21 protein-coding genes are annotated in these 22,241 nt (G+C 68.8%); 12 read left to right on the forward strand and 9 right to left on the reverse strand.

Going from position 1 to position 22,241, the window contains the following annotated elements:
* Positions 1–29 precede the first annotated feature (29 nt).
* From trxB to CU254_RS39175, 3 genes are all read left to right on the forward strand, one after another.
* The gene (gene trxB, locus CU254_RS39165; RefSeq protein ID WP_009085328.1) at positions 30–1,022 is read left to right on the forward strand and encodes a thioredoxin-disulfide reductase; all 993 of its coding nucleotides are present in this window, start codon (positions 30–32) and stop codon (positions 1,020–1,022) included.
* A gap of 28 nt (positions 1,023–1,050) precedes the next feature.
* The gene (gene trxA / locus CU254_RS39170; protein WP_009085330.1) at positions 1,051–1,374 is read left to right on the forward strand and encodes a thioredoxin; all 324 of its coding nucleotides are present in this window, start codon (positions 1,051–1,053) and stop codon (positions 1,372–1,374) included.
* Positions 1,375–1,643: 269 nt separating this feature from the next.
* Positions 1,644–2,792, forward strand: a complete 1,149-nt coding sequence (locus CU254_RS39175) for an N-acetylmuramoyl-L-alanine amidase (protein ID WP_009085332.1) — start codon at positions 1,644–1,646, stop codon at positions 2,790–2,792.
* Positions 2,793–3,609: 817 nt separating this feature from the next.
* On the opposite strand, the gene CU254_RS39180 is transcribed toward CU254_RS39175, so the two are convergent.
* Positions 3,610–4,254, reverse strand: a complete 645-nt coding sequence (locus CU254_RS39180; protein ID WP_009085334.1) for a GNAT family N-acetyltransferase — start codon at positions 4,252–4,254, stop codon at positions 3,610–3,612.
* A gap of 181 nt (positions 4,255–4,435) precedes the next feature.
* On the opposite strand from CU254_RS39180, the gene CU254_RS39185 reads away from it, so the two are divergent.
* A complete protein-coding gene (locus tag CU254_RS39185) occupies positions 4,436–5,755 on the forward strand; it encodes a PLP-dependent aminotransferase family protein (protein ID WP_009085337.1) in 1,320 nt (439 codons plus the stop codon).
* Positions 5,756–5,785: 30 nt separating this feature from the next.
* Entirely contained in the window at positions 5,786–6,736 is a 951-nt protein-coding gene (locus CU254_RS39190; protein WP_009085339.1) for a D-alanine--D-alanine ligase, read from the forward strand.
* A gap of 130 nt (positions 6,737–6,866) precedes the next feature.
* On the opposite strand, the gene CU254_RS39195 is transcribed toward CU254_RS39190, so the two are convergent.
* From CU254_RS39195 to rsmG, 3 genes are all read right to left on the reverse strand, one after another.
* Positions 6,867–7,883 carry a ParB/RepB/Spo0J family partition protein gene (locus tag CU254_RS39195; protein ID WP_009085341.1) on the reverse strand — a complete coding sequence of 339 codons (1,017 nt, stop codon included), beginning with the start codon at positions 7,881–7,883 and terminating at the stop codon, positions 6,867–6,869.
* Entirely contained in the window at positions 7,880–8,803 is a 924-nt protein-coding gene (locus tag CU254_RS39200; RefSeq protein ID WP_037716311.1) for a ParA family protein, read from the reverse strand. The genes CU254_RS39195 and CU254_RS39200 overlap by 4 nt, the downstream gene beginning before the upstream one ends.
* Before the next feature lie 85 nt (positions 8,804–8,888).
* Entirely contained in the window at positions 8,889–9,569 is a 681-nt protein-coding gene (rsmG, locus tag CU254_RS39205; protein ID WP_037716313.1) for a 16S rRNA (guanine(527)-N(7))-methyltransferase RsmG, read from the reverse strand.
* Positions 9,570–9,809: 240 nt separating this feature from the next.
* Between rsmG and CU254_RS43390 the strand changes: the two genes are divergently transcribed.
* Positions 9,810–10,031: a hypothetical protein gene (locus CU254_RS43390; protein ID WP_159396489.1), complete on the forward strand. Its 222-nt coding sequence runs from the start codon at positions 9,810–9,812 to the stop codon at positions 10,029–10,031.
* Positions 10,032–10,260: 229 nt separating this feature from the next.
* Here CU254_RS43390 and CU254_RS39210 read toward each other — a convergent pair whose 3' ends face one another.
* Genes CU254_RS39210 through rpmH form a run of 5 tightly spaced genes read right to left on the reverse strand, consistent with a single transcriptional unit; the run spans position 10,261 to position 12,891 of the window.
* On the reverse strand, positions 10,261–10,800 hold the full coding sequence (locus CU254_RS39210) for a R3H domain-containing nucleic acid-binding protein (RefSeq protein ID WP_009085346.1): 540 nt from the start codon (positions 10,798–10,800) through the stop codon (positions 10,261–10,263).
* A gap of 28 nt (positions 10,801–10,828) precedes the next feature.
* Positions 10,829–11,956, reverse strand: a complete 1,128-nt coding sequence (gene yidC, locus CU254_RS39215; protein ID WP_009085347.1) for a membrane protein insertase YidC — start codon at positions 11,954–11,956, stop codon at positions 10,829–10,831.
* A 4-nt stretch (positions 11,957–11,960) separates the two neighbouring features.
* Positions 11,961–12,287 (reverse strand): membrane protein insertion efficiency factor YidD, encoded by a 327-nt coding sequence (yidD, locus tag CU254_RS39220; protein ID WP_009085349.1) that lies wholly within the window; start codon positions 12,285–12,287, stop codon positions 11,961–11,963.
* A gap of 6 nt (positions 12,288–12,293) precedes the next feature.
* The gene (gene rnpA / locus CU254_RS39225) at positions 12,294–12,725 is read right to left on the reverse strand and encodes a ribonuclease P protein component (RefSeq protein WP_037716315.1); all 432 of its coding nucleotides are present in this window, start codon (positions 12,723–12,725) and stop codon (positions 12,294–12,296) included.
* Positions 12,726–12,747: 22 nt separating this feature from the next.
* Positions 12,748–12,891 carry a 50S ribosomal protein L34 gene (gene rpmH / locus CU254_RS39230; RefSeq protein WP_037363527.1) on the reverse strand — a complete coding sequence of 48 codons (144 nt, stop codon included), beginning with the start codon at positions 12,889–12,891 and terminating at the stop codon, positions 12,748–12,750.
* Positions 12,892–13,489: 598 nt separating this feature from the next.
* Here rpmH and dnaA point away from each other — a divergent pair.
* The 6 genes from dnaA to gyrB all read left to right on the forward strand — a co-directional run bounded on the left by dnaA (position 13,490) and on the right by gyrB (position 22,233).
* Complete coding sequence (dnaA, locus tag CU254_RS39235) at positions 13,490–15,169, forward strand: chromosomal replication initiator protein DnaA (RefSeq protein ID WP_100267190.1); 1,680 nt, start codon at positions 13,490–13,492, stop codon at positions 15,167–15,169.
* A gap of 909 nt (positions 15,170–16,078) precedes the next feature.
* Positions 16,079–17,212, forward strand: coding sequence for a DNA polymerase III subunit beta (gene dnaN / locus CU254_RS39240; protein WP_037809143.1), 1,134 nt, complete (start codon positions 16,079–16,081; stop codon positions 17,210–17,212).
* Positions 17,213–17,259: 47 nt separating this feature from the next.
* Complete coding sequence (gene gnd / locus CU254_RS39245; RefSeq protein ID WP_100266992.1) at positions 17,260–18,150, forward strand: phosphogluconate dehydrogenase (NAD(+)-dependent, decarboxylating); 891 nt, start codon at positions 17,260–17,262, stop codon at positions 18,148–18,150.
* A gap of 18 nt (positions 18,151–18,168) precedes the next feature.
* A complete protein-coding gene (recF, locus tag CU254_RS39250) occupies positions 18,169–19,323 on the forward strand; it encodes a DNA replication/repair protein RecF (protein WP_100266993.1) in 1,155 nt (384 codons plus the stop codon).
* A gap of 109 nt (positions 19,324–19,432) precedes the next feature.
* Complete coding sequence (locus CU254_RS39255) at positions 19,433–20,068, forward strand: DciA family protein (RefSeq protein WP_009085474.1); 636 nt, start codon at positions 19,433–19,435, stop codon at positions 20,066–20,068.
* 197 nt (positions 20,069–20,265) lie between these two features.
* Positions 20,266–22,233 carry a DNA topoisomerase (ATP-hydrolyzing) subunit B gene (gene gyrB / locus CU254_RS39260; RefSeq protein WP_009085476.1) on the forward strand — a complete coding sequence of 656 codons (1,968 nt, stop codon included), beginning with the start codon at positions 20,266–20,268 and terminating at the stop codon, positions 22,231–22,233.
* The last annotated feature ends 8 nt before the right edge of the window (positions 22,234–22,241 follow it).

Here is a 22,241-nt window from a genome sequence, read left to right on the forward strand (position 1 = left end):
ACAGGTCATGACGAGCGGAGGGTTGACGGGTGGCTGCCGAGGAAATCAGGAACCTGATCGTCGTCGGGTCGGGTCCTGCCGGTTACACCGCAGCGGTCTACGCGGCGCGCGCACAGCTCGAACCGCTGGTGTTCGAGGGCACGCAGTTCGGCGGCGCGCTGATGACGACCACCGAGGTCGAGAACTTCCCGGGCTTCCGCGACGGGATCCAGGGCCCGGACCTGATGGAGGAGATGCGCAAGCAGGCCGAGCGTTTCGGCGCCGAGCTGCGCGCGGAGGACGTCGAGTCGCTCGAGCTGACCGGCGACGTGAAGTACGTCGTCGCGAACGGCAAGCGCTACGCCGCCCGCGCGGTCATCCTCGCCATGGGCGCCGCCGCGCGGTACCTGAAGGTGCCGGGCGAGCAGGAGCTGCTCGGCCGCGGCGTGTCCGCCTGTGCGACCTGTGACGGTTTCTTCTTCCGCGACCACGACATCGCCGTGGCCGGCGGCGGCGACTCGGCGATGGAGGAGGCGACCTTCCTGACGAAGTTCGCCAAGTCGGTGACGATCGTGCACCGCCGCGACGAGTTCCGGGCGTCGAAGATCATGCTCGAGCGCGCTCGCGCGAACGACAAGATCAAGTGGCAGCTGAACTCGCAGATCACCGGCGTCGAGGGCGACGGGACGGTGTCCGGCCTGAAGGTGCGCGACACGAAGTCCGGCGAGGAGAAGACGCTCGACGTGACCGGGTTCTTCGTCGCGATCGGCCACGACCCGCGCAGCGAGCTGGTCCGCGGCCAGGTGGACGTGGACGAGGACGGCTACGTGCTCACGCAGGGCCGCACGTCCTACACGAACGTACCCGGCGTGTTCGCCGCCGGCGACCTGGTCGACCGCACCTACCGCCAGGCGATCACCGCGGCCGGTTCCGGCTGCAGCGCGGCGATCGACGCGGAACGATGGCTCGCGGAGCACGGCGAGTCGCAGGCGCACGAGGCACCGGAACTGGTCGGCGGCGGCTACGGCGCCGGCGAGCACTGACTTTCCCACCGAGTTGAAGGAGCAAGCGATGTCCGAACCCGTGAAGGTGACTGACAAGTCGTTCGTGGACGACGTCCTGACCAGCGAGAAGCCCGTTCTCGTCGATTTCTGGGCGACCTGGTGCGGACCGTGCAAGATGGTCGCCCCGGTGCTCGAGGAGATCGCGAAGGAAAACGGCGACAAGATCACCGTCGCGAAGCTCGACATCGACGAGAACCCGAACACGGCGCGTGACTACCAGGTGATGTCGATTCCGACGCTGATCCTGTTCCAGGGCGGCAAGCCGGTGAAGCAGATCGTGGGCGCGAAGCCGAAGGCCGCGCTGCTGTCCGATCTCGCCGACGTGCTCTGAGCCGGTCCACCTGCTGAGAACCCGGGCCAGCGGCGATCGACGCGCCGGTCCGGGTTCTCGCACATTCGGGTACCACCCGCACGGGGGTGGGCACGCAGGTGTACCCGGCGTGTCCCCCGAGTACGGACCCACCCCTCCAGGGGCGCACCGACCGGGCCTGCGTCCTTACCGAGAGTTCACAGGGCACAATAGGTGCCTGGGTACACCCCTACCCGGGTTTCTGTTTCGCATCGAGCCGGTTTCGGTGCCTGAGGAAGAGCGAGGAGTGCATGCGGGTACTCCGCCGCGGTGACGCCGGTCCCGACGTCGCCGAGATCAGGTCGATCCTTGCCGGGATGGATCTGCTCCCGCCGGTGGCGGGGACCGAGCGGTACAACACGTTCGACGTCGCGGTGGAGCAGGCCGTGCGCGCGTTCCAGCAGCGCCGCGGGCTCATCACCGACGGCGTGGTGGGCCCTGCGACGTACCAGGCGCTCAAGGGCGCCAGCTATCACCTCGGGAGCCGCCCGCTCCAGTACCTTTTGTCGTCGCCGGTGCACGGCGACGACGTTTTCACTCTTCAGGAACGGCTCACCGAACTGGGCTTCGACGCGGGTCGCCCGGACGGGTATTTCGGCCCGCAGACCGAACGCGCCCTCCGCACGTTCCAGCGCGACATGCGCCTGACGTCGGACGGCATCTGCGGCCCGGCCACGATCCGCGAACTGCACCGCCTGTCGTCGCCCCGCGCCCGCGGCGGCCGCCCGGTCTTCCTGCGCGAGCAGGAGCAGGTGCGCCAGGCAGGCCCGCGGCTGCGCGGCAAGCGCATCGTCATCGACCCGGGCCACGGAGGCGAAGACCTCGGCGTCGTCGCCGGCGGCCTGCGCGAGGCGGACATCGCCTGGGACCTGGCGCGACGGCTCGAAGGCCGGATGCAGGCGACCGGCATGGAGGCCCTGATCAGCCGGGGCCCGAACCACAGCCCGACGGATTTCGAACGCGCCCGTTTCGCCAACGACGCCGGCGCGGACCTGTTCCTGTCGCTGCACAGCGACGGCAACCCGTCGCCGCGCGCCCAGGGCGTGGCGAGCTTCCACTTCGGCACCGGCAACGGCACGACGTCGACCGTCGGCGAACTGCTGGCCGGCTTCATCCAGCGCGAGGTCGCAGCCCGCACCGGCCTGCTGGACTGCCGCACGCACTACAAGACGTGGGAAATCTTCACCCGCACGCGCTGCCCCGCGGTCCGCGTGGAAATCGGCTACCTGACGAACCCGGACGACGCCGCCCGCCTGGCCGACCCCGCCTTCCGCGACGTCGTGGCCGAGGGCATCCTCATCGCGGTGAAGCGCCTCTACCTCCTGGGCGAAGGCGACCAGCCCACCGGCACCTTCACCTTCGCCGACGTCCTGGCCCACGAACTCGCGAAGGCCGAGTAACCGCTCTTTTCGTTCGGCCGCAGCGTTCCTTCTTACCCCTTGCCTGGGCCTGAGACGCCCTTCCCCGGGCTTATCTCGCCCAATACCGCCAGAGCCCCGTCCAGCGCGCCCCAACCGGCCGCTGCCCCTCTCAGCCCGGCGCGCGCCCGCCCGTTTACCCGTGCTGACCCTGTCTCACCTCCGCCACCTGCTACCCACAGTCACCACCAGCCGCCCCGTCCCCGGACCAGCACCCCCCGCGACTCTCGTCCCCACCCCACGCGCCCCGACCGCGCCCTCAGGACCTAACAACCGGAGCCACCCCACCGCTTAACCGGCGCCACAAGAACTTGCGCCCAGCCGTTCCAGCCGCCACCACACCTGGGGGCAGCCCCCACCCTCACCGGGGGGCGTCCCCAGATCCATTCTATCCATCCACAGCTTTTCCACGGCCTCTATCTGCAATCTGTGGATAACTCGGGGGTTCTTCCACAGTTGCCCACAGGTACCGGGAGTGGGTGTTTCCGCGGCGATCCAGAGGTGGTATGGGGCCGGTCTAGCCGAGCCAGGCCCCACCTGGAAGCGGAGAGGACCGGGCGCGGTCTGACCTCGGATGATGCTGTTGAGGCGGTCCCGGACAAGGTCAGTCGCGGGGCGAAAAGCGCGGGGTGAAAGCTCGGCGGGAAGCCAGGGAAGCCGCTCGGTCAGTACGGAGAGTGACCAAAGAGGCGAATAGAAGCCCGCAGGCGCGGCCAGCGGCGAGCAAGACCGACGGGCTGTTCAAAGTGAGTGCCAGCGACGTCATTCTGGCTGATCTGGTCAGCCCAGAGAACAACAGTCAGGCGCGGCCGAGGCTCGGTTCGGCGGTCGTGATCGTCACCTGGCCCAGCAGACGTTCCAGGGCGGCTTCGACGTCTTCCTTCCAGGTGATCGCCGAGCGCAGTTCCAGACGCAGTCGCGGGTACTTCCGGTGCGGGCGCACCGTTTTGAAGCCGACGCTCTGCAGGAACGCGGCGGGCAGCACGCAGGAATGCTGGCCCAGCGGGTCCTCGTCGTCGGGGGTGGCGTCGCCGAAGGCTTCGATCGCGCGGACGCCTCGTTTGGTCAAGTCCTTCGCCACCGCCTGCACCAGCATCCGGCCCAGGCCGCCGCCGCGGAATTCCGGCAGGACCTGGAAGGCGGTGAGCAGGACGGCGTCGGCGCTGGGCGGCGACGTCGGGAAGGCGAGCGAGCGGGGCACCGCGTTCGGCGGGGCGTAGAGCACGAAGCCGACCGGCAGCGTGTCGCTGTAGACGATGCGGCCGCAGGAACCCCATTCCAGCAGCACGCTGGACACCCAGGCTTCCTTCTCGACCTCGGTGGAGCCGTATTCATCGGCCTGCGCCTTCAGATGCGGCGCGAGCTCCCAGTACACGCACTGGCGGCAGCTCTTGGGCAGGTGCTCGAGATTGTCCAGGGTGACGCCCACCACGCGACGTGACACCTGAAACCTCCCTGAACCCCGCAACTCCGGCCTTCGCGCCCGCAAGAGCGCAGGCAGCACCGGAAGAACCACCCCGAGGATAGGCCGATGTGACAAGCGCCGGAAGAGCGGGGAGCCGGAAGAGGCCGCGGTTACACTCGATGGATCTACCAGCAGGTACCACCGAGCCCTCAGGTGTCCGATGACCGAGAACCGCCCCGCCAAGCCGCAGACCGGCCGCCACAATCTCGACCCGCATCTCGACCGGTACGCGGCACGTACCGCCGGGATGACCGCATCCGAGATCCGCGCGCTTTTCGCAGTGGCAAGCCGGCCGGAGGTCGTCTCGCTCGCCGGTGGCATGCCGAACCTGGCCGCGCTGCCGCTCGACACCCTCTCGGCTCAGGTCGGCGAGATCATCGCCGAGGAGGGGCTCGTCGCCCTGCAGTACGGGTCCGCGCACGGGATTCCCGCGCTGCGTGACCAGATCTGCGAAATCATGGCTCTCGAGGGGATCAAGGCGCACCCCGACGACGTCGTGGTCACTGTCGGTTCCCAGATGGGCCTCGACATGGTGACCCGGCTTTTCTGCGACCCGGGTGACGTCGTGATCGCCGAAGGCCCGTCGTATGTCGGCGCGCTCGGCTCGTTCTCCGCGTACCAGGCGAACGTCGTGCACGTCGCGATGGACGAGCACGGTCTCGTTCCCGAAGGGTTGCGGGAAGCCTTGCGCCAGGCCGAAAAAGCCGGGCAGCGGGTCAAATTCCTTTACACGATCCCGAATTTCCACAACCCGGCCGGCGTGACGCTGTCGGTCGAACGGCGGCCGGAAATCGTCGAGATCTGCCGTGAACACGGCGTGCTGATCATCGAGGACAACCCGTACGGCCTGCTCGGTTTCGACGGCCAGACCTACCCGGCGCTGCGCTCGCTCGACCCGGACAACGTCGTGTACCTCGGCTCGTTCTCCAAGACGTTCGCCTCCGGACTGCGCGTCGGCTGGGTACTCGCGCCGCACGCGGTGCGCGAAAAGCTTGTGCTGGCAGCGGAATCCGCGACGCTGTGCCCGCCGACCTTCAACCAGATGATCGTCTCGCGCTACCTCGCGACGCACGATTGGAAGGGCCAGATCAAGAAGTTCCGGGAGAACTACCGGGAACGCCGCGACGCGATGTTGTCGGCGCTGCAACAGTATTTGCCGCCCGGCTGCTCCTGGACCAACCCCGACGGCGGCTTCTACGTGTGGGTCACCGTGCCGGAAGGCGTTGACACCAAAGCGATGTTGCCGCGCGCGGTTACCGCTCGGGTCGCGTACGCGTCCGGCACCGGTTTCTACGCCGACGGGTTCGGCTCCCGCCAGATGCGGTTGTCGTACTGCTATCCGACGCCGGAACGCATCCGCGAGGGCGTGCGCCGGCTCGCCGCGGTGCTCGAGTCCGAAATGGACCTCGGCCGCACCTTCGGTAGCGTGAAGGCTCGCACCATCCCGGGGCCCGAGACCCCGTCTCCGGACACGGTCTGACCGGCCCAGCAACACTAAGGAGTTCCCACGGTGGTCGACCGTACCGTTGCCGTGCTCGCCGGCGGGCTTTCCCACGAACGCGACGTTTCGCTCCGCTCCGGGCGCAGGCTCTCCGCCGCGCTGCGGGCCGAGGGCCTCACGGTCGAGGAGTGGGACACCGACGCCGGACTGCTGGAACGGCTGCGCACGCAGCGTCCGGACGCGGTTGTCGTCGCACTGCACGGCGGTGAGGGCGAAAACGGCTCGGTGCAGACCGTGCTGGAGATGCTCGACGTGCCGTTCGTCGGCACCCACTCGCAGGGTTGCCGCCGCGCCTGGGACAAGCCGACCGCGAAGGCGTTCGTGCAGCAGGCCGGGTTCTCGACGCCGGACTGGATTGTGTTGCCGCACAGCACTTTCCGGGAGCTGGGCGCCCAGTCGGTGCTCGACGCGATGGTCGAGCGGCTCGGCCTGCCGCTGATCCTCAAACCGGACCAGGGCGGGTCGGCGCTCGGCACGCAGGTGGTCCGGGAAGCGGCGGAGCTGCCCGCGGCGATGGTCGGCTGCTTCGCGTACGGCGACACCGTGCTCGCGGAACGGTTCGTGGACGGCGTTGAAGTGGCCGTCACGGTCATCGAAGGGGAGAACGGGGCCGAGGCCCTGCCCGCGGTGGAGATCGTGCCGGAGAGCGGCGTCTACGACTACACCGCGCGCTACACCGCGGGTCTCACTGACTTCTTCACCCCGGCCCGGATTTCCGACGAAGCCGCGAAGGCGGTCAGCGAACTCGCGGTCGGGGCGCACCGGTGGCTCGGGCTGCGCGACATCTCGCGCACCGACGCGGTGATCACGCCGGACGGGGGAGTCCACTTCCTTGAGGTGAACCTCTCGCCGGGTCTCACCGAAACGTCGACGGTGCCGATGGCGGTCGAGGCCGCCGGCACCACCCTCGGTTCAGTTTTCGCGGATCTCGTCGCGCGCGCCGTCGCTCGCGCGAACTAGAACCAGGCGGCCGGGGTGGACGGCGGACTGCCGCCCTTCCCCGCGCCGGTCGATTCCGGCGGCCACTCCGCGTGACCGTGGCCGCCTCGATCCGCAATCATCACCGTGACGAAACGCCCCTGGGTGATCCCTAATCGGTTTCGTCGCTCTGATTCGTCGTTTTTTCCCCGGAATTCGCGTCGATGATCCCGACGATCCGCTCAAGATCGTCTACCGACCCGAACTCGAGAACGATGCGTCCCTTGCGCCGGCCGAGGTCGACCTTCACCCGGGTGTCGAACCGATCGGACAGCCGGTTCGCGAGTTCCTGCAATCCGGGTGCCTGGATCGGCTTGCGGGGAGCGGCCTTCGGCTTCGGCGGCTTCTCACTCTTCTTCAGCGTGACGGCTTCCTCGGTGGCGCGCACCGACATGCCCTCCGCGACGATCCGCGCCGCCAGCTCTTCCTGGCTGTCCGGATCCTCCAGCGACAGCAGCGCCCGCGCGTGCCCGGCGGACAGGACGCCGGCGGCCACTCGTCGCTGCACGGGGAGGGGGAGCTTGAGCAACCGGATCGTGTTCGTGATGACCGGACGGCTCCGGCCGATGCGACCGGCCAGCTCCTCGTGCGTCACCGCGAACTCGTCGAGCAGCTGCTGATAAGCCGCCGCCTCTTCGAGCGGGTTCAGCTGCACACGGTGGATGTTCTCCAGGAGCGCGTCCCGCAGCATCGACTCGTCGGCGGTCTGCCGCACGATCGCGGGGATCGCCTCGAGCTCCGCCTGCTGCGAGGCCCGCAGCCGGCGCTCGCCCATGACGAGTTCGTACTCGTCCTCGCCCAGTTCGCGGACGACGATCGGCTGCATGAGCCCGAACTCGCGGATCGAATGCTCGAGTTCGGCGAGTGCTTCCTCGTCGAAAACCTGACGAGGCTGCTTCGGGTTCGGCTTGACCGAGCTGACCGGGATCTCGCGGTACACCGCGCCGGCGACCTCGCCGCCCGCGACCTGCTGGCCCGCCGCGCCGTTCGCCGCGAACCAGCCCTTGTCCTCGCGTGCCGCTTTGTCCGCGGACGTGACGGCCTCGGTCGCGGCCGGAGGAGGCGTCGCCGGTCCGGTCGGGATCAGGGCCGCCAGTCCGCGGCCGAGCCCTCCTCTGCGCTCAGTCATGTGGTGCTGCTCCTCTCCTTCACACCCCGCTCGGCGATCTCCTTCGCCGCGTCGAGATAGCTCATGGCACCACGTGAACCGGGGTCGTAAGCGAGGACGGTTTGGCCGTAGCCAGGCGCCTCGGACACCTTCACGCTGCGCGGGATGACGGTCTTCAGCACCGTGTCGCCGAAGTGGTTGCGGACCTCGTTGGTCACCTGGTCGGCGAGCTTGGTGCGACCGTCGTACATGGTGAGCAGAATCGTCGACACGCTGAGTTCGCGGTTGAGGTGCTGCTGCACGAGTTCGATGTTGCTGAGGAGCTGCCCGAGACCTTCGAGTGCGTAGTACTCGCACTGGATCGGGATGAGCACTTCCTGCGCCGCCACCATCGCGTTGACGGTGAGCAGACCGAGCGACGGCGGGCAGTCGATGAAGACGTAGTCGACGCCGATCTCGTCGAGCGCCCCGGACGACAGCGCCTCCTTGAGCCGCGTCTCGCGGTTCGCCATGGAGACGAGTTCGATCTCGGCGCCGGCGAGGTCGATGGTCGCGGGCACACAGTAGAGGTTGGGGGACTGCTCGCTCTGCTGTGCGGCCTCGGCGATCGAGACCTCGCCGATGAGCACCTCGTAGATCGAGGGCGTCCCGGAGCGGTGGTCGATGTCGAGCGCGGTGCTGGCGTTGCCCTGCGGGTCGAGGTCGATCACCAAGGTTTTCAGCCCGTGCACGGCGAGCGCCGCGGCCAGGTTGACGGTGCTCGTCGTCTTGCCGACCCCGCCCTTCTGGTTGGCGACGGTGAGCACCCGGCGGCGCGCGGGTCGGGGGAGTACCCCTTCTTTGGGGTGGAGCACGCTCGCGGCGCGAACGGCTTCTTCAGCGATCGGCGTCCAGCCCATCTCCTGGCTGGCCTCCGCGGAGTCGGACGGCGGGGGATTCACCGGTCTCGACACCTCCTCCTGGTAGACGATTCGGGGCGTTCACACCGCGATGTTTCACGTGGAACGGCGCGGCTGTTGTCGTTCGCTAGCTCCGTCTGCCGCGTGGCCGGTTCGGCTTCGGCGGCAGGCGTCGGATCAGGACCACCGTGCTGGGGACTTCAAGTACTGCCTTCCCGCATTCCGCGACCTGTGGGTCGGCCCCACCGGCCTTGCGCACCGCGTCGCGGTCGCGGGAGATCTCTTCGGCGGCGCTGGCGCCTTTGAGGGCAACCAGTCGACCTTCGGGACGAACCAGGGGAAGGCACCAGCCCGCGAGCCGAGCAAGAGGGGCGACCGCGCGGGCGGTGACGACGTCTGCGCCACCCAGCTGCTCGCGTACGGACCGCTCCTCGGCGCGTCCACGGACGATGGTGATCGGGAGTTCCAGCTTCTCGGCGACCTCAGCCAACCAGTCAACCCGGCGAGCCATGGGTTCCAAGAGCACGATATCGAGGTCCGGTCGAGCGATCGCCAGCGGTACTCCCGGAAGCCCGGCACCCGACCCGACGTCGACCACGCGCGCCTCGGACGGGATCTGCTCGCCGATCACCGCGGAGTTCAGCACGTGCCGCTCCCACAGCCGCTCCACCTCACGCGGCCCGATCAACCCTCGCTCGACCCCATGAGTCGCCAGCAGCTCCACGTACCCGGCGGCTTGCTCGACGCGCTCCCCGAACACCTCCACCGCCGCGGTCCGGACCGTTCCGGTGGCGCCGTCCAAGCTCACTACTCCCACTCCTCGCTCCGCGCGTTTCACGTGAAACGCGCCCGCTTGATTGTCCCTGATGCCGACGCCAAATCGAGCCGACAGACCGCAACTGTGGACAACTCCACTCGAGTCGCCGAGCGATCCACAGGTCGTTTCACGTGAAACGCGGTCGCCTGGGTGAGATGGCGACGGCGGGTTTCACGTGAAACGCCACGCGTGTAATTCGCTCCACCGGCAGGGAAGGCCCAACGGAGGGCAATGCAGCTCGGCTCGGCTCGCCTCGGCTCGGCTCGCCTCGGCTCGCCTCGGCTCGCCTCGGCTCGGCTCGGCTCGGCTCGGCTCGCCTCGGCTCGGCTCGCCTCGGCTCGGCTCGGCTCGCCTCGGCTCGGCTCGGCTCGGCTCGGCTCGGCTCGGCTCGGCTCGGCTCGGCTCGGCTCGGCTCGGCTCGGCTCGGCTCGGCTCGGCTCGGGAGAAAGCTAACGTCGGGAAGCGGGTCCGCATCGAAGAGTCCGGCACGCGCAGCGGGCGAGCCCGCGACAGTCAGCACCGTCAGCGAAGTCAACGAGGTCGGCAGAGTCAGCGAGGTCGGCGGGGTAGCAGTGGCCCGCCGCCGGTACCGCGGAAGAAGACATAAAAGAAGCGGCCCACCGGATTCACTCCGGTGGGCCGCTTCGGCTCAGTACTCAACGCGGCGCGCGTCCGAGGGGGCTCAGTCCTCGGGGAAGATCACCACGCGGCGCTTCGGGTCCTCGCCCTCGCTCTCGCTCGTGACGCCCTTGACCGTCGCGACCGCGTCGTGGACGACCTTCCGTTCGAACGGGCTCATCGGCTGCAGGCGCACCCGCTCGCCGCTCGACAGCACCGACTCCGCGGTGGACCGGCCGAGTTCGCGGAGCTCCTCGCGGCGGTCCGCGCGCCAGCCCGCGATGTCCAGCATCAGCCGGCTGCGCGAGCCGGTCTCCTGCTGGACCGCGAGGCGGGTCAGTTCCTGCAGCGCTTCGAGCACCGTGCCGCGGGGACCGACCAGCTTCTCCAGGTCGTCGCCGCCGTCGATGCTGACGATCGCGCGGCCCGCTTCGACGTCCAGGTCGATGTCGCCGTCGTAGTCGAGCAGGTCAAGCAGACGCTCGAGGTAGTCGCCGGCGATGTCGCCCTCTTGCACGAGAGCGTCGTCACCGCCCGCCTTCGGCTCGGCCGCCGCACTCGTCTCTTCCTGATCGGCGTCGATCGTGTCGACCGTCTCCGGCATGTTCAGTCTCCTCTCCGAACCCGAAGCGTCAGCGACGCTTCCGGCCCGACTTCCTGTTCGAGTCCTTGAGGAGCCCGGGCACTCCGGTGCCGTTCTCCTTCGATCCGTTCTGGGTGGCTGTGTTCTCCGGCGCGCTCTCCGCCGGTTCGGCCGCCTTCTTCTCCGAGGAGGCACCGCCGCCCGCGGACGCGGTCTGCGCGAAACCGTGCGCCGAACCCGCCTTGGTCACCTTGCCCTGCTGCTGGTTCTTCTTCTGCTGCACCGGCTTCTGGCCGACCTTCGGCGCGGTCGGCTTCTGACCCGGCTTCGGGCCGAGCGACGCGCGCTTCTCGGCGGCCTCCGCCTTGCGGGCGGCCTCTTCCTTGTCGATCTTCGTGTAGACGAGGCGCTGCTGCATGAGCGTCCAGCCGTTGTTCGCCAGCCAGTAGAAGAGCAGGCCGAGCGGGAAGAAGGCACCGAACACGAGCACGCCGAGCGGGAAGACGTACATGGTGAGCTTGTTCATGATCGCGGTCTGCGGGGTGCCCGCGGCCGAAGCGTTCTGCCGGGAGACCGAGTGCCGCGCGGTGAGGTGCGTGGCGATCGAGGCGATGATCATCAGCGGCAGCGCGACCGGGAGGACCTCCCAGTGCCACCCGCCGTTCGCGACGTGCCCGGCGACGGCGCCGACGCCGTTGTTGACCGCCTCGCCCATGTTGACGCCGAAGAGCTTCGCGCTCACGTACGAGTTGACGTCGTGCTCGTTGAAGAAGTAGTTCTCGGTCTTCGGGCCGCCGCCGGCGGGCGGCATGGTGAACGCGCGCAGCACGTGGTTCAGGCCGATGAAGACCGGGATCTGAAGGATCATCGGAAGGCAGCTGCCGAGCGGGTTGACGCCGTGCTCGCGCTGGAGCTTCTGCATCTCCTGCGCCTGGCGCTGCCGGTCGTTCGCGTACTTCTTCTGGATCTTCTTCATTTCCGGCGCGAAGTCTTGCATCTTCTTCATCGACCGGACCTGGTTCACGAACGGCTTGAACATGATGCCGCGGACGGTGAACGTCAGGAAGATGATGCCGAGGATCCACGAGATCGCGGTCGCTTCCCCGAAGACGAACCCGAAGACCTTGTGCCAACACCACAAGATGAAGGACACGGGGTAGTAGATGAAATCGAGCACTGAGCTACTCCTCGATCGGTGTTTCAGGCGTGCGGTGTCGCCACGAGAACTTCTCGGGCACCGGGTCGCGGCCGGGCGGGGTCCACGGACCGCAGCGAAGCAGCCGGCGCAGCGCGAGGTAGGAGCCCCGCGCCGCGCCGTGGCGGGTCAGGGCTTCGACTGCGTACGCGCTGCAGCTCGGGTAGAACCGGCAGGCCGGGGGAAGAAAGGGCGAGATCGCCTTGCGGTAGAACCGCACGGGAAGAAGCAGCACCCACGCGACCGGACCCGGCCGGGGCGGCTTGTCTTCCTCGGGTGCTTCGGTGGTGCTGTGCTCGGAGGTGGCGTCCATGGCCGTTTACACCGCTGATCCGTGGTCGGGGGCCGCGCCCTGCTGACGCGGCTGCCGGGGAGCATCGGCCCCGGCCGGGCGGCCGGACGGCGCGAGGCCGAGCCGGCGCAGTGCGGCGTCGAGATCCGCACCGAGCTCAGCGCTCGACGCGGTCGCGGCCGGAGGCAATGCCCGTACCACCAACGAGCTGCCCGCGGGCAGTGTTCCGAGACGCGCCGAAACAAGGTGGCGCAACCGCCGGGTCACCCGGTGGCGCACCACCGAGTTCCCGACGGCCTTGCTCACCACAAAACCCGCCCTGGCCGCGAACGAGGCGGCCACGGACGGGTCCGTGGTCAACGCATGGACGACGAGGCGGCGCCTGCCGGCTCGGGACCCCCGGCGGAGGACGACCCGGAAGTCCTCGCTCCGCCGCAGACGTGCGCCAGCGGGCAGCACGACGCGGTTGCGCGGAGCCGGATCAGGCGGACAGCTCGGCGCGGCCCTTGCGACGGCGCGCCGCGAGGATCGCCCGGCCCGCACGGGTCCGCATGCGCAGGCGGAAACCGTGGGTCTTCGCGCGGCGACGGTTGTTCGGCTGGAAGGTGCGCTTGCCCTTGCTCACTGCTTCTCCTGTGTCTCGGCCGTCGGGCGACGGCGGATTCCCCGGCGCCCGGCGTGTCGTGCGGGTCGCACGGAAGTTCGTGCTGTCTCCTACCACCGGGTGGCCTCGTCACGACGAGCGACGACATACGTAGGCACGCGAAACGCACCCGTCGCATACGGGAGACCTTACGAGGGTACGCACCCCGGTCGTGAACGCTGCAGGCGCCCCTCCGCCACCCTCGGCGACGACCGGCCAGACTGCCCTCCGGCACGGCGCGGCACCGAATGGCAACACGCCGTACACCGTGAAATGCTTGCGCAGCACCACGTCTTGTGGCATCGAGCAGGGCTTGTTAGCGTGCCTCTCTCGGCCTCCGGGCAGGACTGAATCGGCTTCGCCGGCGCCGGGGGGGTGTGGAGGCGCCCGGGGAGTACGCGAGCCCGCAGGTGGCGTGGCTGCGGACGGCCGTACATTAGTGCACAGCTGTGGACAACTTTGTGGATATCGCTGTGCCGTCGCGCGGGTGAGTCCGGACCGCGTGCTCGAGGCGAGCTTCCAGGACGTGCTCGGGGTGGTCCGAGGCGTGCACGCCGACGAGGGGAGGGGAGTCAGACCGGTGTCGGAGCACCAGCACAATCTGGGCGTCATCTGGGAGCAGGTGGTGCGGGAGCTGTCCGACGGCACCCTCTCCCCGCAGCAACGAGCCTGGATGCGGGTGACCCGTCCGATCGGTCTCCTCGACGGCACCGCGCTGCTCGCCGCGCCGAGCGATTTCGCGAAGGAAGCCATCGAACGCGCGCTGCGCACCTCGATCACCGAAGCGCTGTCCCGTCGGCTCGGCCGTCCGGTGTCGCTCGCGGTGAAGGTCGACAGCACCGAGCCGGTCGCGCCGGCCCCCCGCTATGTGGCGTCACCCGCCCGGGTGGAAAACGACGCCCCCCGGCCGGAGCCGGTCCCGTCGGCGAGCCCGCACACTGAGAACGGCCAGGCCGACCACGTGCGCGCGGAGCGCCCGAAGCCGATGCCGCCGCCGCGCCGCCCGCAGGTCGACGCCGCCGGTCTTCCGCCTGCCCGCGTCGAACCGCCGCCCCCGCCCCCGCAGCAGCCGGTGCACCCGAACCTGGACGACCTCGAGGATCCGGACGAGGAAGTCGACGAAGAGGGCGAAGCGCTGGCGACCGCCAACGAGATCTGGCCCCGGTTCGCCGGGCAGCCGATCGCGGGCCAGCCCTACACCGCTCCGGCGCAGCCGCAGACGTCGAAGACGAAGCTGAACGAGAAGTACAACTTCGACACCTTCGTCATCGGCGCGTCCAACCGCTTCGCGCACGCCGCCGCGGTCGCCGTGGCCGAGGCTCCGGCCCGGGCGTACAACCCGCTGTTCATCTGGGGCGAGTCCGGACTCGGCAAGACACACCTGCTGCACGCCGTCGGGCACTACGCGCAGCGGCTGTTCCCCGGCATGCGCGTGCGCTACGTCTCGACCGAAGAGTTCACGAACGACTTCATCAACTCGCTGCGCGACGACCGCAAGGTCGCCTTCCAGCGGCGTTACCGCGACATCGACATCCTGCTCGTGGACGACATCCAGTTCCTGGAGGGCAAGGAAGGCACCCAGGAGGAGTTCTTCCACACCTTCAACACGCTGCACAACGCGAACAAGCAGATCGTGGTCAGCTCCGACCGGCCGCCCAAGCGGCTGGAGACGCTGGAGGACCGGCTGCGGACGCGGTTCGAATGGGGCCTGATCACCGACATCCAGCCGCCGGAGCTGGAGACGCGGATCGCGATCCTGCGCAAGAAGGCGGCGCAGGACCGGCTCGCGGTGCCCGGCGAGGTGCTGGAGTTCATCGCGTCTCGGGTCGAGGCGAACATCCGCGAGCTGGAGGGCGCGCTGATCCGCGTCACCGCGTTCGCTTCGCTGAACCAGCAGCCGGTGGAAGTCGGGCTCGCCGAGATCGTGCTGCGCGACCTGATCCCGGATTCGCACACGCCGGAGATCACCGCGCCGACCATCATGGGCGTCACCGCGGAGTTCTTCGACGTGACGCTCGACGAGCTGTGCGGCCCGGGCAAGACGAAGGCGCTCGCCACGGCCCGCCAGATCGCGATGTACCTCTGCCGCGAGCTGACCGAGATGTCGCTGCCGAAGATCGGCCAGACGTTCGGCGGCCGCGACCACACGACCGTCATGCACGCGGACAAGAAGATCCGCAAGGAGATGGCCGAGCGCCGGCGGATTTACGACCAGGTGCAGGAGCTGACCTCGCGGATCAAGCAGCGCGCCCGTCAGTAGCCGACTGCTGAGTTTGGACACTCGCTTGTAGACAGTCTCGTTTCGACTTCAAGGGCACCACGGACTCCCGTGGTGCCCTTTTTGGTGCCCTGACTGGCTTCTCGCGCGTACACAGCTGAAGCGCGCGTACGGATCAGCAGTGCAGCGAAGCACGCGTACGCATCCACAGACGTCCACAGCCTGTGTACAGAGAATTTCCCAAACTTATTGATACACAAGGGGTTTTCCCCAGGGTGTGGGCAGTTTGCCCACAGTGCCAACAGATCTCGGAGCTGCACTGACCCGGATTCGCTCCACATCCCGCTCACACCGAATCCACAGGTTGTCCCCAGGGTTGTCCACGCGGTTTCCCCAGGTTGCCCACAGGCCATCCACAACTGTGGGTCGTCACTCACCAGGGCGATCCCGGCCGCTTCGGCTGCCCCCAGAGCCTGGGTACAACTCGGCCCCAACCTGGGGACAACCCTGGGGACAACCGGGGCCGACTGTGGATGAATCCGGGGACGCCCGAAACCATCCACGGATCGCCCGAACCATCCACCGATCCGCCACCAGGCCTGCCCACAGGCCGCCGCGCGCCACGACCAGCGCGAACGAGCGCTGTCCACACAATCCACAGCCCCTATTACTGCTACTGGTTTTTCATCTCTTCTAAGAAAGAACAGAACAAAAACAGGCGGAGGACGAAACTGGGGACAACCCGAGATTCGTGTCGTCTTGTCGACAAAGCGAAGGGGAGGCCGAGGTGACGGCGCCCCCGGCGACGGCCTAACGTGGATGTCTGCAGCTGGTCCGTTCCCGCGCGGGGCGGACCGGACCGGCGGGGACCCGGTCGCGCGCGGTGCTCACGACTGGTGCCCGGCGACCCCTTCACGAGCCGAGGGGCTCGGCTGTCGAAAGGAAGCGCGCATGAAGATCCGCGTCGAGCGCGACGGGCTCGCCGACGCCGTCGCGTGGGTGGCCAGAAGCCTCCCCTCCCGGCCTCCGGTGCCGGTCCTGGGCGGCGTCCTCCTCGACGCGGGCGCGGACGGCGAGTCCGACGCGCTCACGGTCTCCGGATTCGACTACGAGGTCTCGGCCACGGTCGGCGTGCCCGCGACCATCGCCGACGGCGGGCGGCTGCTCGTCTCCGGCCGGCTCCTCGCCGACATCACCAAGGCGCTCCCCGCGCAGCCGGTGGAGATCTCCGTCGACGGCGCCCGCGCCACCATCACGTGCGGCAGCGCCCGGTTCAGCCTCCCGACCATGCCGGTCGAGGACTACCCGCAGCTGCCGTCCCAGCCCGCGCACGCGGGCGAGCTCACCGGCGACGTCTTCGGCCAGGCGGTCACCCAGGTCGCCACCGCGGCCGGCAAGGACGACACGCTCCCCATGCTCACCGGCATGCGGCTGGAGATCTCCGGCGAGACGCTGACCCTCGTCGCCACGGACCGGTTCCGGCTCGCCATGCGCGAGTTCACCTGGAAGCCGGCCGAGGGCCTGTCCGACGCCGCGGTGCTCGTCCCGGCGCGCACGCTCGCCGAGGCCGCCAAGACGCTCGGCGGCGCGGGCACCACCGTGCAGCTCGCGCTCGCTTCCGGCGACGGGCTGCTCGGCCTCTCCGGCGCGGGCCGCTACACGACCACCCGCCTGCTCGACGCCGAATTCCCGCCGTACCGCCAGCTGCTGCCCGCGAACCACACCTCCCGGGCGGTCATCGAGGTCAGCGCGCTCACCGAGTCGATCAAGCGCGTGTCGCTGGTCGCCGAGCGCGGCACCCAGGTGCGGCTCGAGTTCGGCGACGGTTCGCTGCGGCTGTCCGCGGGCGGCGACGACGAGGGCAGCGCCGAAGAGGAACTGCAGGTCGACTACGAGGGCGAGCCGGTCACCATCGCGTTCAACCCCGGCTACCTCGTCGACGGGCTCGGCGCGCTGCACAGCGACCGGGCCGAGCTGACGTTCACCACGCCCAACCGCCCGGCGCTGATCAAGCCCGCCGACGCCGAGGGCAACGTCGTCCCCGGGTATCTCTACCTGCTCATGCCGGTCCGGCTGCCGGGCTGAGCGGCGCGTCCAACCGAGGAAAACCGATCCAATCCAAAGGGGATCTCATGGTTCAGCTGGGTCTCGTCGGCCTGGGCAAGATGGGCTTCAACATGCGCGAGCGGCTGCGCGCCGCCGGGCACGAGGTGGTCGGGTACGACCGCAACCAGGACGTCAGCGACTCGACCTCGCTCGAAGACATGGTGTCCAAGCTGTCCGGCCCGCGGATCGTGTGGATCATGGTCCCGGCCGGGGAGCCGACCCGGCAGACCGTGACCGAGCTCGGGCAGCTGCTGTCCGAGGGCGATCTGGTGATCGACGGCGGGAACTCGAAGTTCACCGACGACAAGCTGAACGCCGATCTGCTCGCCGCGCACGGCGTGGGCTACCTCGACTGCGGCGTCTCCGGCGGAGTGTGGGGCAAGGACAACGGCTACGGCCTGATGGTCGGCGGCGCGGCGTCCGACGTCCAGCGCGCGATGCCGATCTTCGACGCGCTGCGTCCGGAAGGCCCGCGCGAGGAAGGCTTCTCGCACGCGGGCTCGGTCGGCGCCGGGCACTACGCGAAGATGATCCACAACGGCATCGAGTACGGCATCATGCAGGCCTACGCCGAGGGCTTCGAACTGCTCGAAGCGTCGAAGATCGTCGACGACGTGCCCGCCGTGATCAAGGGCTGGCAACGCGGCACCGTGGTCCGCTCCTGGCTGCTCGACCTGCTGGTGCGCGCGCTGGACGAGGACCCGGAGCTGGACGACCTCGAAGGCTACGTCGAGGACTCCGGCGAGGGCCGCTGGACGCTGGAGGAAGCGGTCAACCACGCGGTGCCCGCCCCGGTGCTGTCGGCCGCGCTGTTCGCCCGGTTCTCCTCCCGGCAGAAGGACTCCGCCGCGATGCGCGCCGTCGCCGCGCTGCGCAACCAGTTCGGCGGCCACGCCGTGAAGAAGGCCGGGAGCTAGCTCCCGCGGTCTCCGCCCGTGTATCTGCGACATCTCCAGGTCACCGACTTCCGGTCCTGGCCGCTGGCCGACCTCGCCCTCGAACCGGGGCCGGTCGTGCTCGTCGGCCAGAACGGCCGGGGGAAGACGAACCTGCTCGAAGCGATCGGCTACGTGGCGACCCTCGGTTCGCACCGGGTCGCCACGGACGCCCCGCTCGTCCGCCACGGCTGTGAGCGCGCGCTCGTCCGGGTCGCGGTCGTCAACGAAGACCGCGAGCTGACGGTCGAACTCGAGATCACGCCCGGCCGCGCCAACCGTGCCCGCGTGAATCGCGGCGCGGTCGGCAAGCCGCGGGACGTGCTCGGCATTCTGCGTACGGTGCTGTTCTCTCCGGAGGACCTCTCGCTGGTGCGCGGCGACCCGAGCGAACGCCGTCGGTTCATGGACGAACTGCTCGTGCTTCGCGCGCCTCGGTACGCAGGCGTGCGCGCGGACTACGAGAAGGTGCTTAAGCAGCGCAACGCGCTTCTCAAGACCGCGGGCAAACGACGTACTGGCCGCGAAGACCCGTACGCGCTGTCGACGCTCGACGTGTGGGACGACCATCTCTCGGTGGCTGGCGCGCAGTTGCTGGCGGCACGGTTGAACCTCATCGCGGACCTCGCGCCGTACACGGCTGACGCTTATATGGGAGTCGCGCCTGACTCTCGTCCGGCGAAGATCGCGTACAAGTCTTCGCTCGGCGAAGCGCTTCCGCCGTCGTACGGAGTGCCTGGCGGCGAGCGGGCCGAGCCGGAGGTACTGCGCGAGCTGTTGCTGAAGGCGCTGGCTGACACGCGGCGGCAGGAACTGGAGCGAGGGATCAGTCTCGTCGGCCCGCATCGGGACGAATTGGAGCTGATCCTCGGCGAGGCGCCGGCGAAGGGATACGCGAGTCACGGCGAGTCGTGGTCGTTCGCGCTCGCGTTGCGGCTCGGAAGTTACGAACTTCTGCGTGCCGAAGCGGGCGAACCGGTCTTGTTGCTGGACGATGTGTTCGCCGAACTCGACCGCAAGCGCCGGGCCCGGCTGGCCGAGGTCGCCGCGGGCGCCGAACAGGTGCTCATCACCGCGGCGGTGGCCGAGGACGTGCCCACCGAGCTCGCCGGAGCGAGGTTCACGGTGGCCGACGGGGAGGTGAACCGTGCCTGAACAGCCACGACGACCACGCGGGGTGACCGGGGTCACGCGGGTTGCCCACCGATCTGGGGACAAACCTGTGGACAGTGTGGATAAACCCGGTGGCGCGTTATCGCCGCGCGTGACGAACCGGCCGGATGGCGGTCTTGACACCCCGGAAGCGCGGGTTAACCCTCGAAATCCCGTCCGCGACGCCACGGAGCGTGACAGTTCCACTGGGCCGAACGAGACGCCCGCCGGGGACAAACCGAGCGGCCGCGACCTCGCGCACGCCGCGCTCGAGGCGGCGAAGGCCAAAGCCCGCGAACGCGGAGCCCCGCCGAACCTGCGGCGCGGCCGGATCACCGGGGGCGGCGGGCAGAACCGGGCGCGCCGGCGCTGGTCCGGGCCCGGCGCGGATCCGCGCGACCCGCAGCCGCTCGGCAGGCTCGTGTCGCGGCTGATCTCCGACAGCGGCTGGCAGGACACGATGACCAACGCGCGCGTGTTCGGGCAGTGGGCCCGGCTCGTCGGCGAGGACGTCGCCGAACACGCCCAGCCGGTCGCGTTGAAAGACGGCGAGCTGACCGTCCGCGCGAGTTCCACCGCGTGGGCGACGCAGCTGCGGTTGCTGCAGGGCAAATTGCTGGCGAAGATCGCCGCGGGCGTCGGGAACGGCGTGGTCAAGCGGATGCGGATCCAGGGTCCGACCGCTCCGAGCTGGCGGAAAGGCCCCCGGCACGTGCCTGGTCGCGGGCCGCGTGACACGTACGGCTGACGGGACTTGCGCTCCGGCGGATGAGTTCCCCGAGAACCGGGCCGCGCAGGTGCAGATACGAGATGACTCAACTGAGGGTGATTTCGTCCCTCTGCGACCGGCTGAGGGGTGTCCTAGCCGCATGTGAGCGCGTGCGGCCAAGTACACTGTTGTAGTAGCGGACGTCCGCTCGGGCGAGACGAGGAGAAACAACGCCGGTGACCGAGAACAAGAGCGAGTACAACGCGTCGTCCATCACCGTGCTCGAAGGCCTCGAAGCAGTTCGCAAGCGCCCCGGCATGTACATCGGTTCCACCGGTGAGCGCGGTCTCCACCACCTGGTCCAGGAGGTGGTGGACAACTCCGTGGACGAGGCGATGGCGGGGTACGCCACCAAGGTCGAGGTTACCCTGCTCGCGGACGGCGGGGTGCGCGTCGTCGACGACGGCCGCGGGATCCCGGTCGACATCCACCCCAAGGAGAAGAAGCCGACGCTCGAGGTCGTGCTCACCATCCTGCACGCGGGCGGCAAGTTCGACAGCGACTCCTACGCGGTGTCCGGCGGTCTGCACGGCGTCGGCGTCTCCGTGGTGAACGCGCTGTCCACGAAGCTGCTCGCGGAGATCAAGGTCGGCGGCCGCAGCTGGCGCCAGGAGTACCTCAACCAGGTCCCGGGCCCGCTCGAGGACCTCGGCCCGGCCACCGACACCGGCACCACCATCACGTTCTGGGCCGACGGCGACATCTTCGAGACCACCACCTACAACTTCGAGACCATCTCGCGCCGCCTGCAGGAGATGGCGTTCCTCAACAAGGGCCTCACCCTGTCGCTGCGCGACGAGCGCGTCGCCGACGAGGAGACCGAAGAGGACGCCGCGGGCAAGCAGGCCAGGGTCAAGGAAGTCGTCTACTGCTACCCGGGCGGGCTCGAGGACTTCGTCAAGCACATCAACGGCAGCAAGGACCCGATCCACGAGAGCGTCATCTCCTTCGACGCCAAGGGCTCCGGCCTCGAGGTCGAGGTCGCGATGCAGTGGAACACCGGGTTCACGCCGTCGGTGTACACCTTCGCCAACACGATCAACACGCACGAGGGCGGCACGCACGAAGAGGGCTTCCGCGCCGCGCTCACCCGCGTGGTCAACGCGTACGCGCGCGAGAAGAAGCTGCTCAAGGAGAAGGACGCGAACCTGACCGGCGACGACGTGCGCGAGGGTCTCGCCGCGATCGTGTCGATCAAGCTGGCCGAACCGCAGTTCGAGGGCCAGACCAAGACCAAGCTGGGCAACAGCGAGGCCAAGACGTTCGTGCAGCAGCAGTCGAACGAATGGCTCGGCGACTGGTTCGAGCGCAACCCGAGCGAAGCCAAGACGATCATCAACAAGTCGATCTCGTCGGCGCAGGCCCGGCTCGCCGCCCGCAAGGCGCGCGACCTGGTGCGGCGCAAGGGCGCGCTGGAGATCGGCGGACTTCCGGGCAAGCTCAAGGACTGCCGCTCGAACGACCCCGGCGAATGCGAGCTCTACATCGTGGAGGGCGACTCGGCGGGCGGTTCGGCCAAGGAAGGCCGCGACTCGATGTACCAGGCGATCCTGCCGATCCGGGGCAAGATCATCAACGTCGAGAAGGCCCGCATCGACCGCGTCCTCAAGAACACCGAGGTCCAGTCGCTGATCACCGCGCTCGGCACCGGCATCCACGACGATTTCGACATCTCGAAGCTGCGGTACCACAAGATCGTGCTGATGGCCGACGCCGACGTCGACGGCCAGCACATCACCACGCTGCTGCTCACCCTGCTGTTCCGGTTCATGACGCCGCTGATCGAGCACGGCCACGTGTTCCTGTCGCGGCCGCCGCTGTACAAGATCAAGTGGCCGCGGTCGGAGCCGGAGTACGCGTACTCGGACAAGGAACGCGACGCGGTCATCCAGGCCGGCGTCGAGGCGGGCCGCCGTCTTCCGAAGGACGACGCGATCCAGCGGTACAAGGGTCTCGGCGAGATGAACGCCGAGGAGCTGTGGGAGACCACGATGGACCCGGCGAACCGGCTGCTCGGGCAGGTCACCCTCGACGACGCCGCGCAGGCCGACGAACTGTTCTCCGTGCTGATGGGCGAGGACGTGGAAGCCCGCCGCTCGTTCATCACGCGCAACGCCAAGGACGTGCGCTTCCTGGACGTGTAGGCGTCCCC

The organism is Amycolatopsis sp. AA4 (assembly GCF_002796545.1).
GTDB lineage: Bacteria > Actinomycetota > Actinomycetes > Mycobacteriales > Pseudonocardiaceae > Amycolatopsis.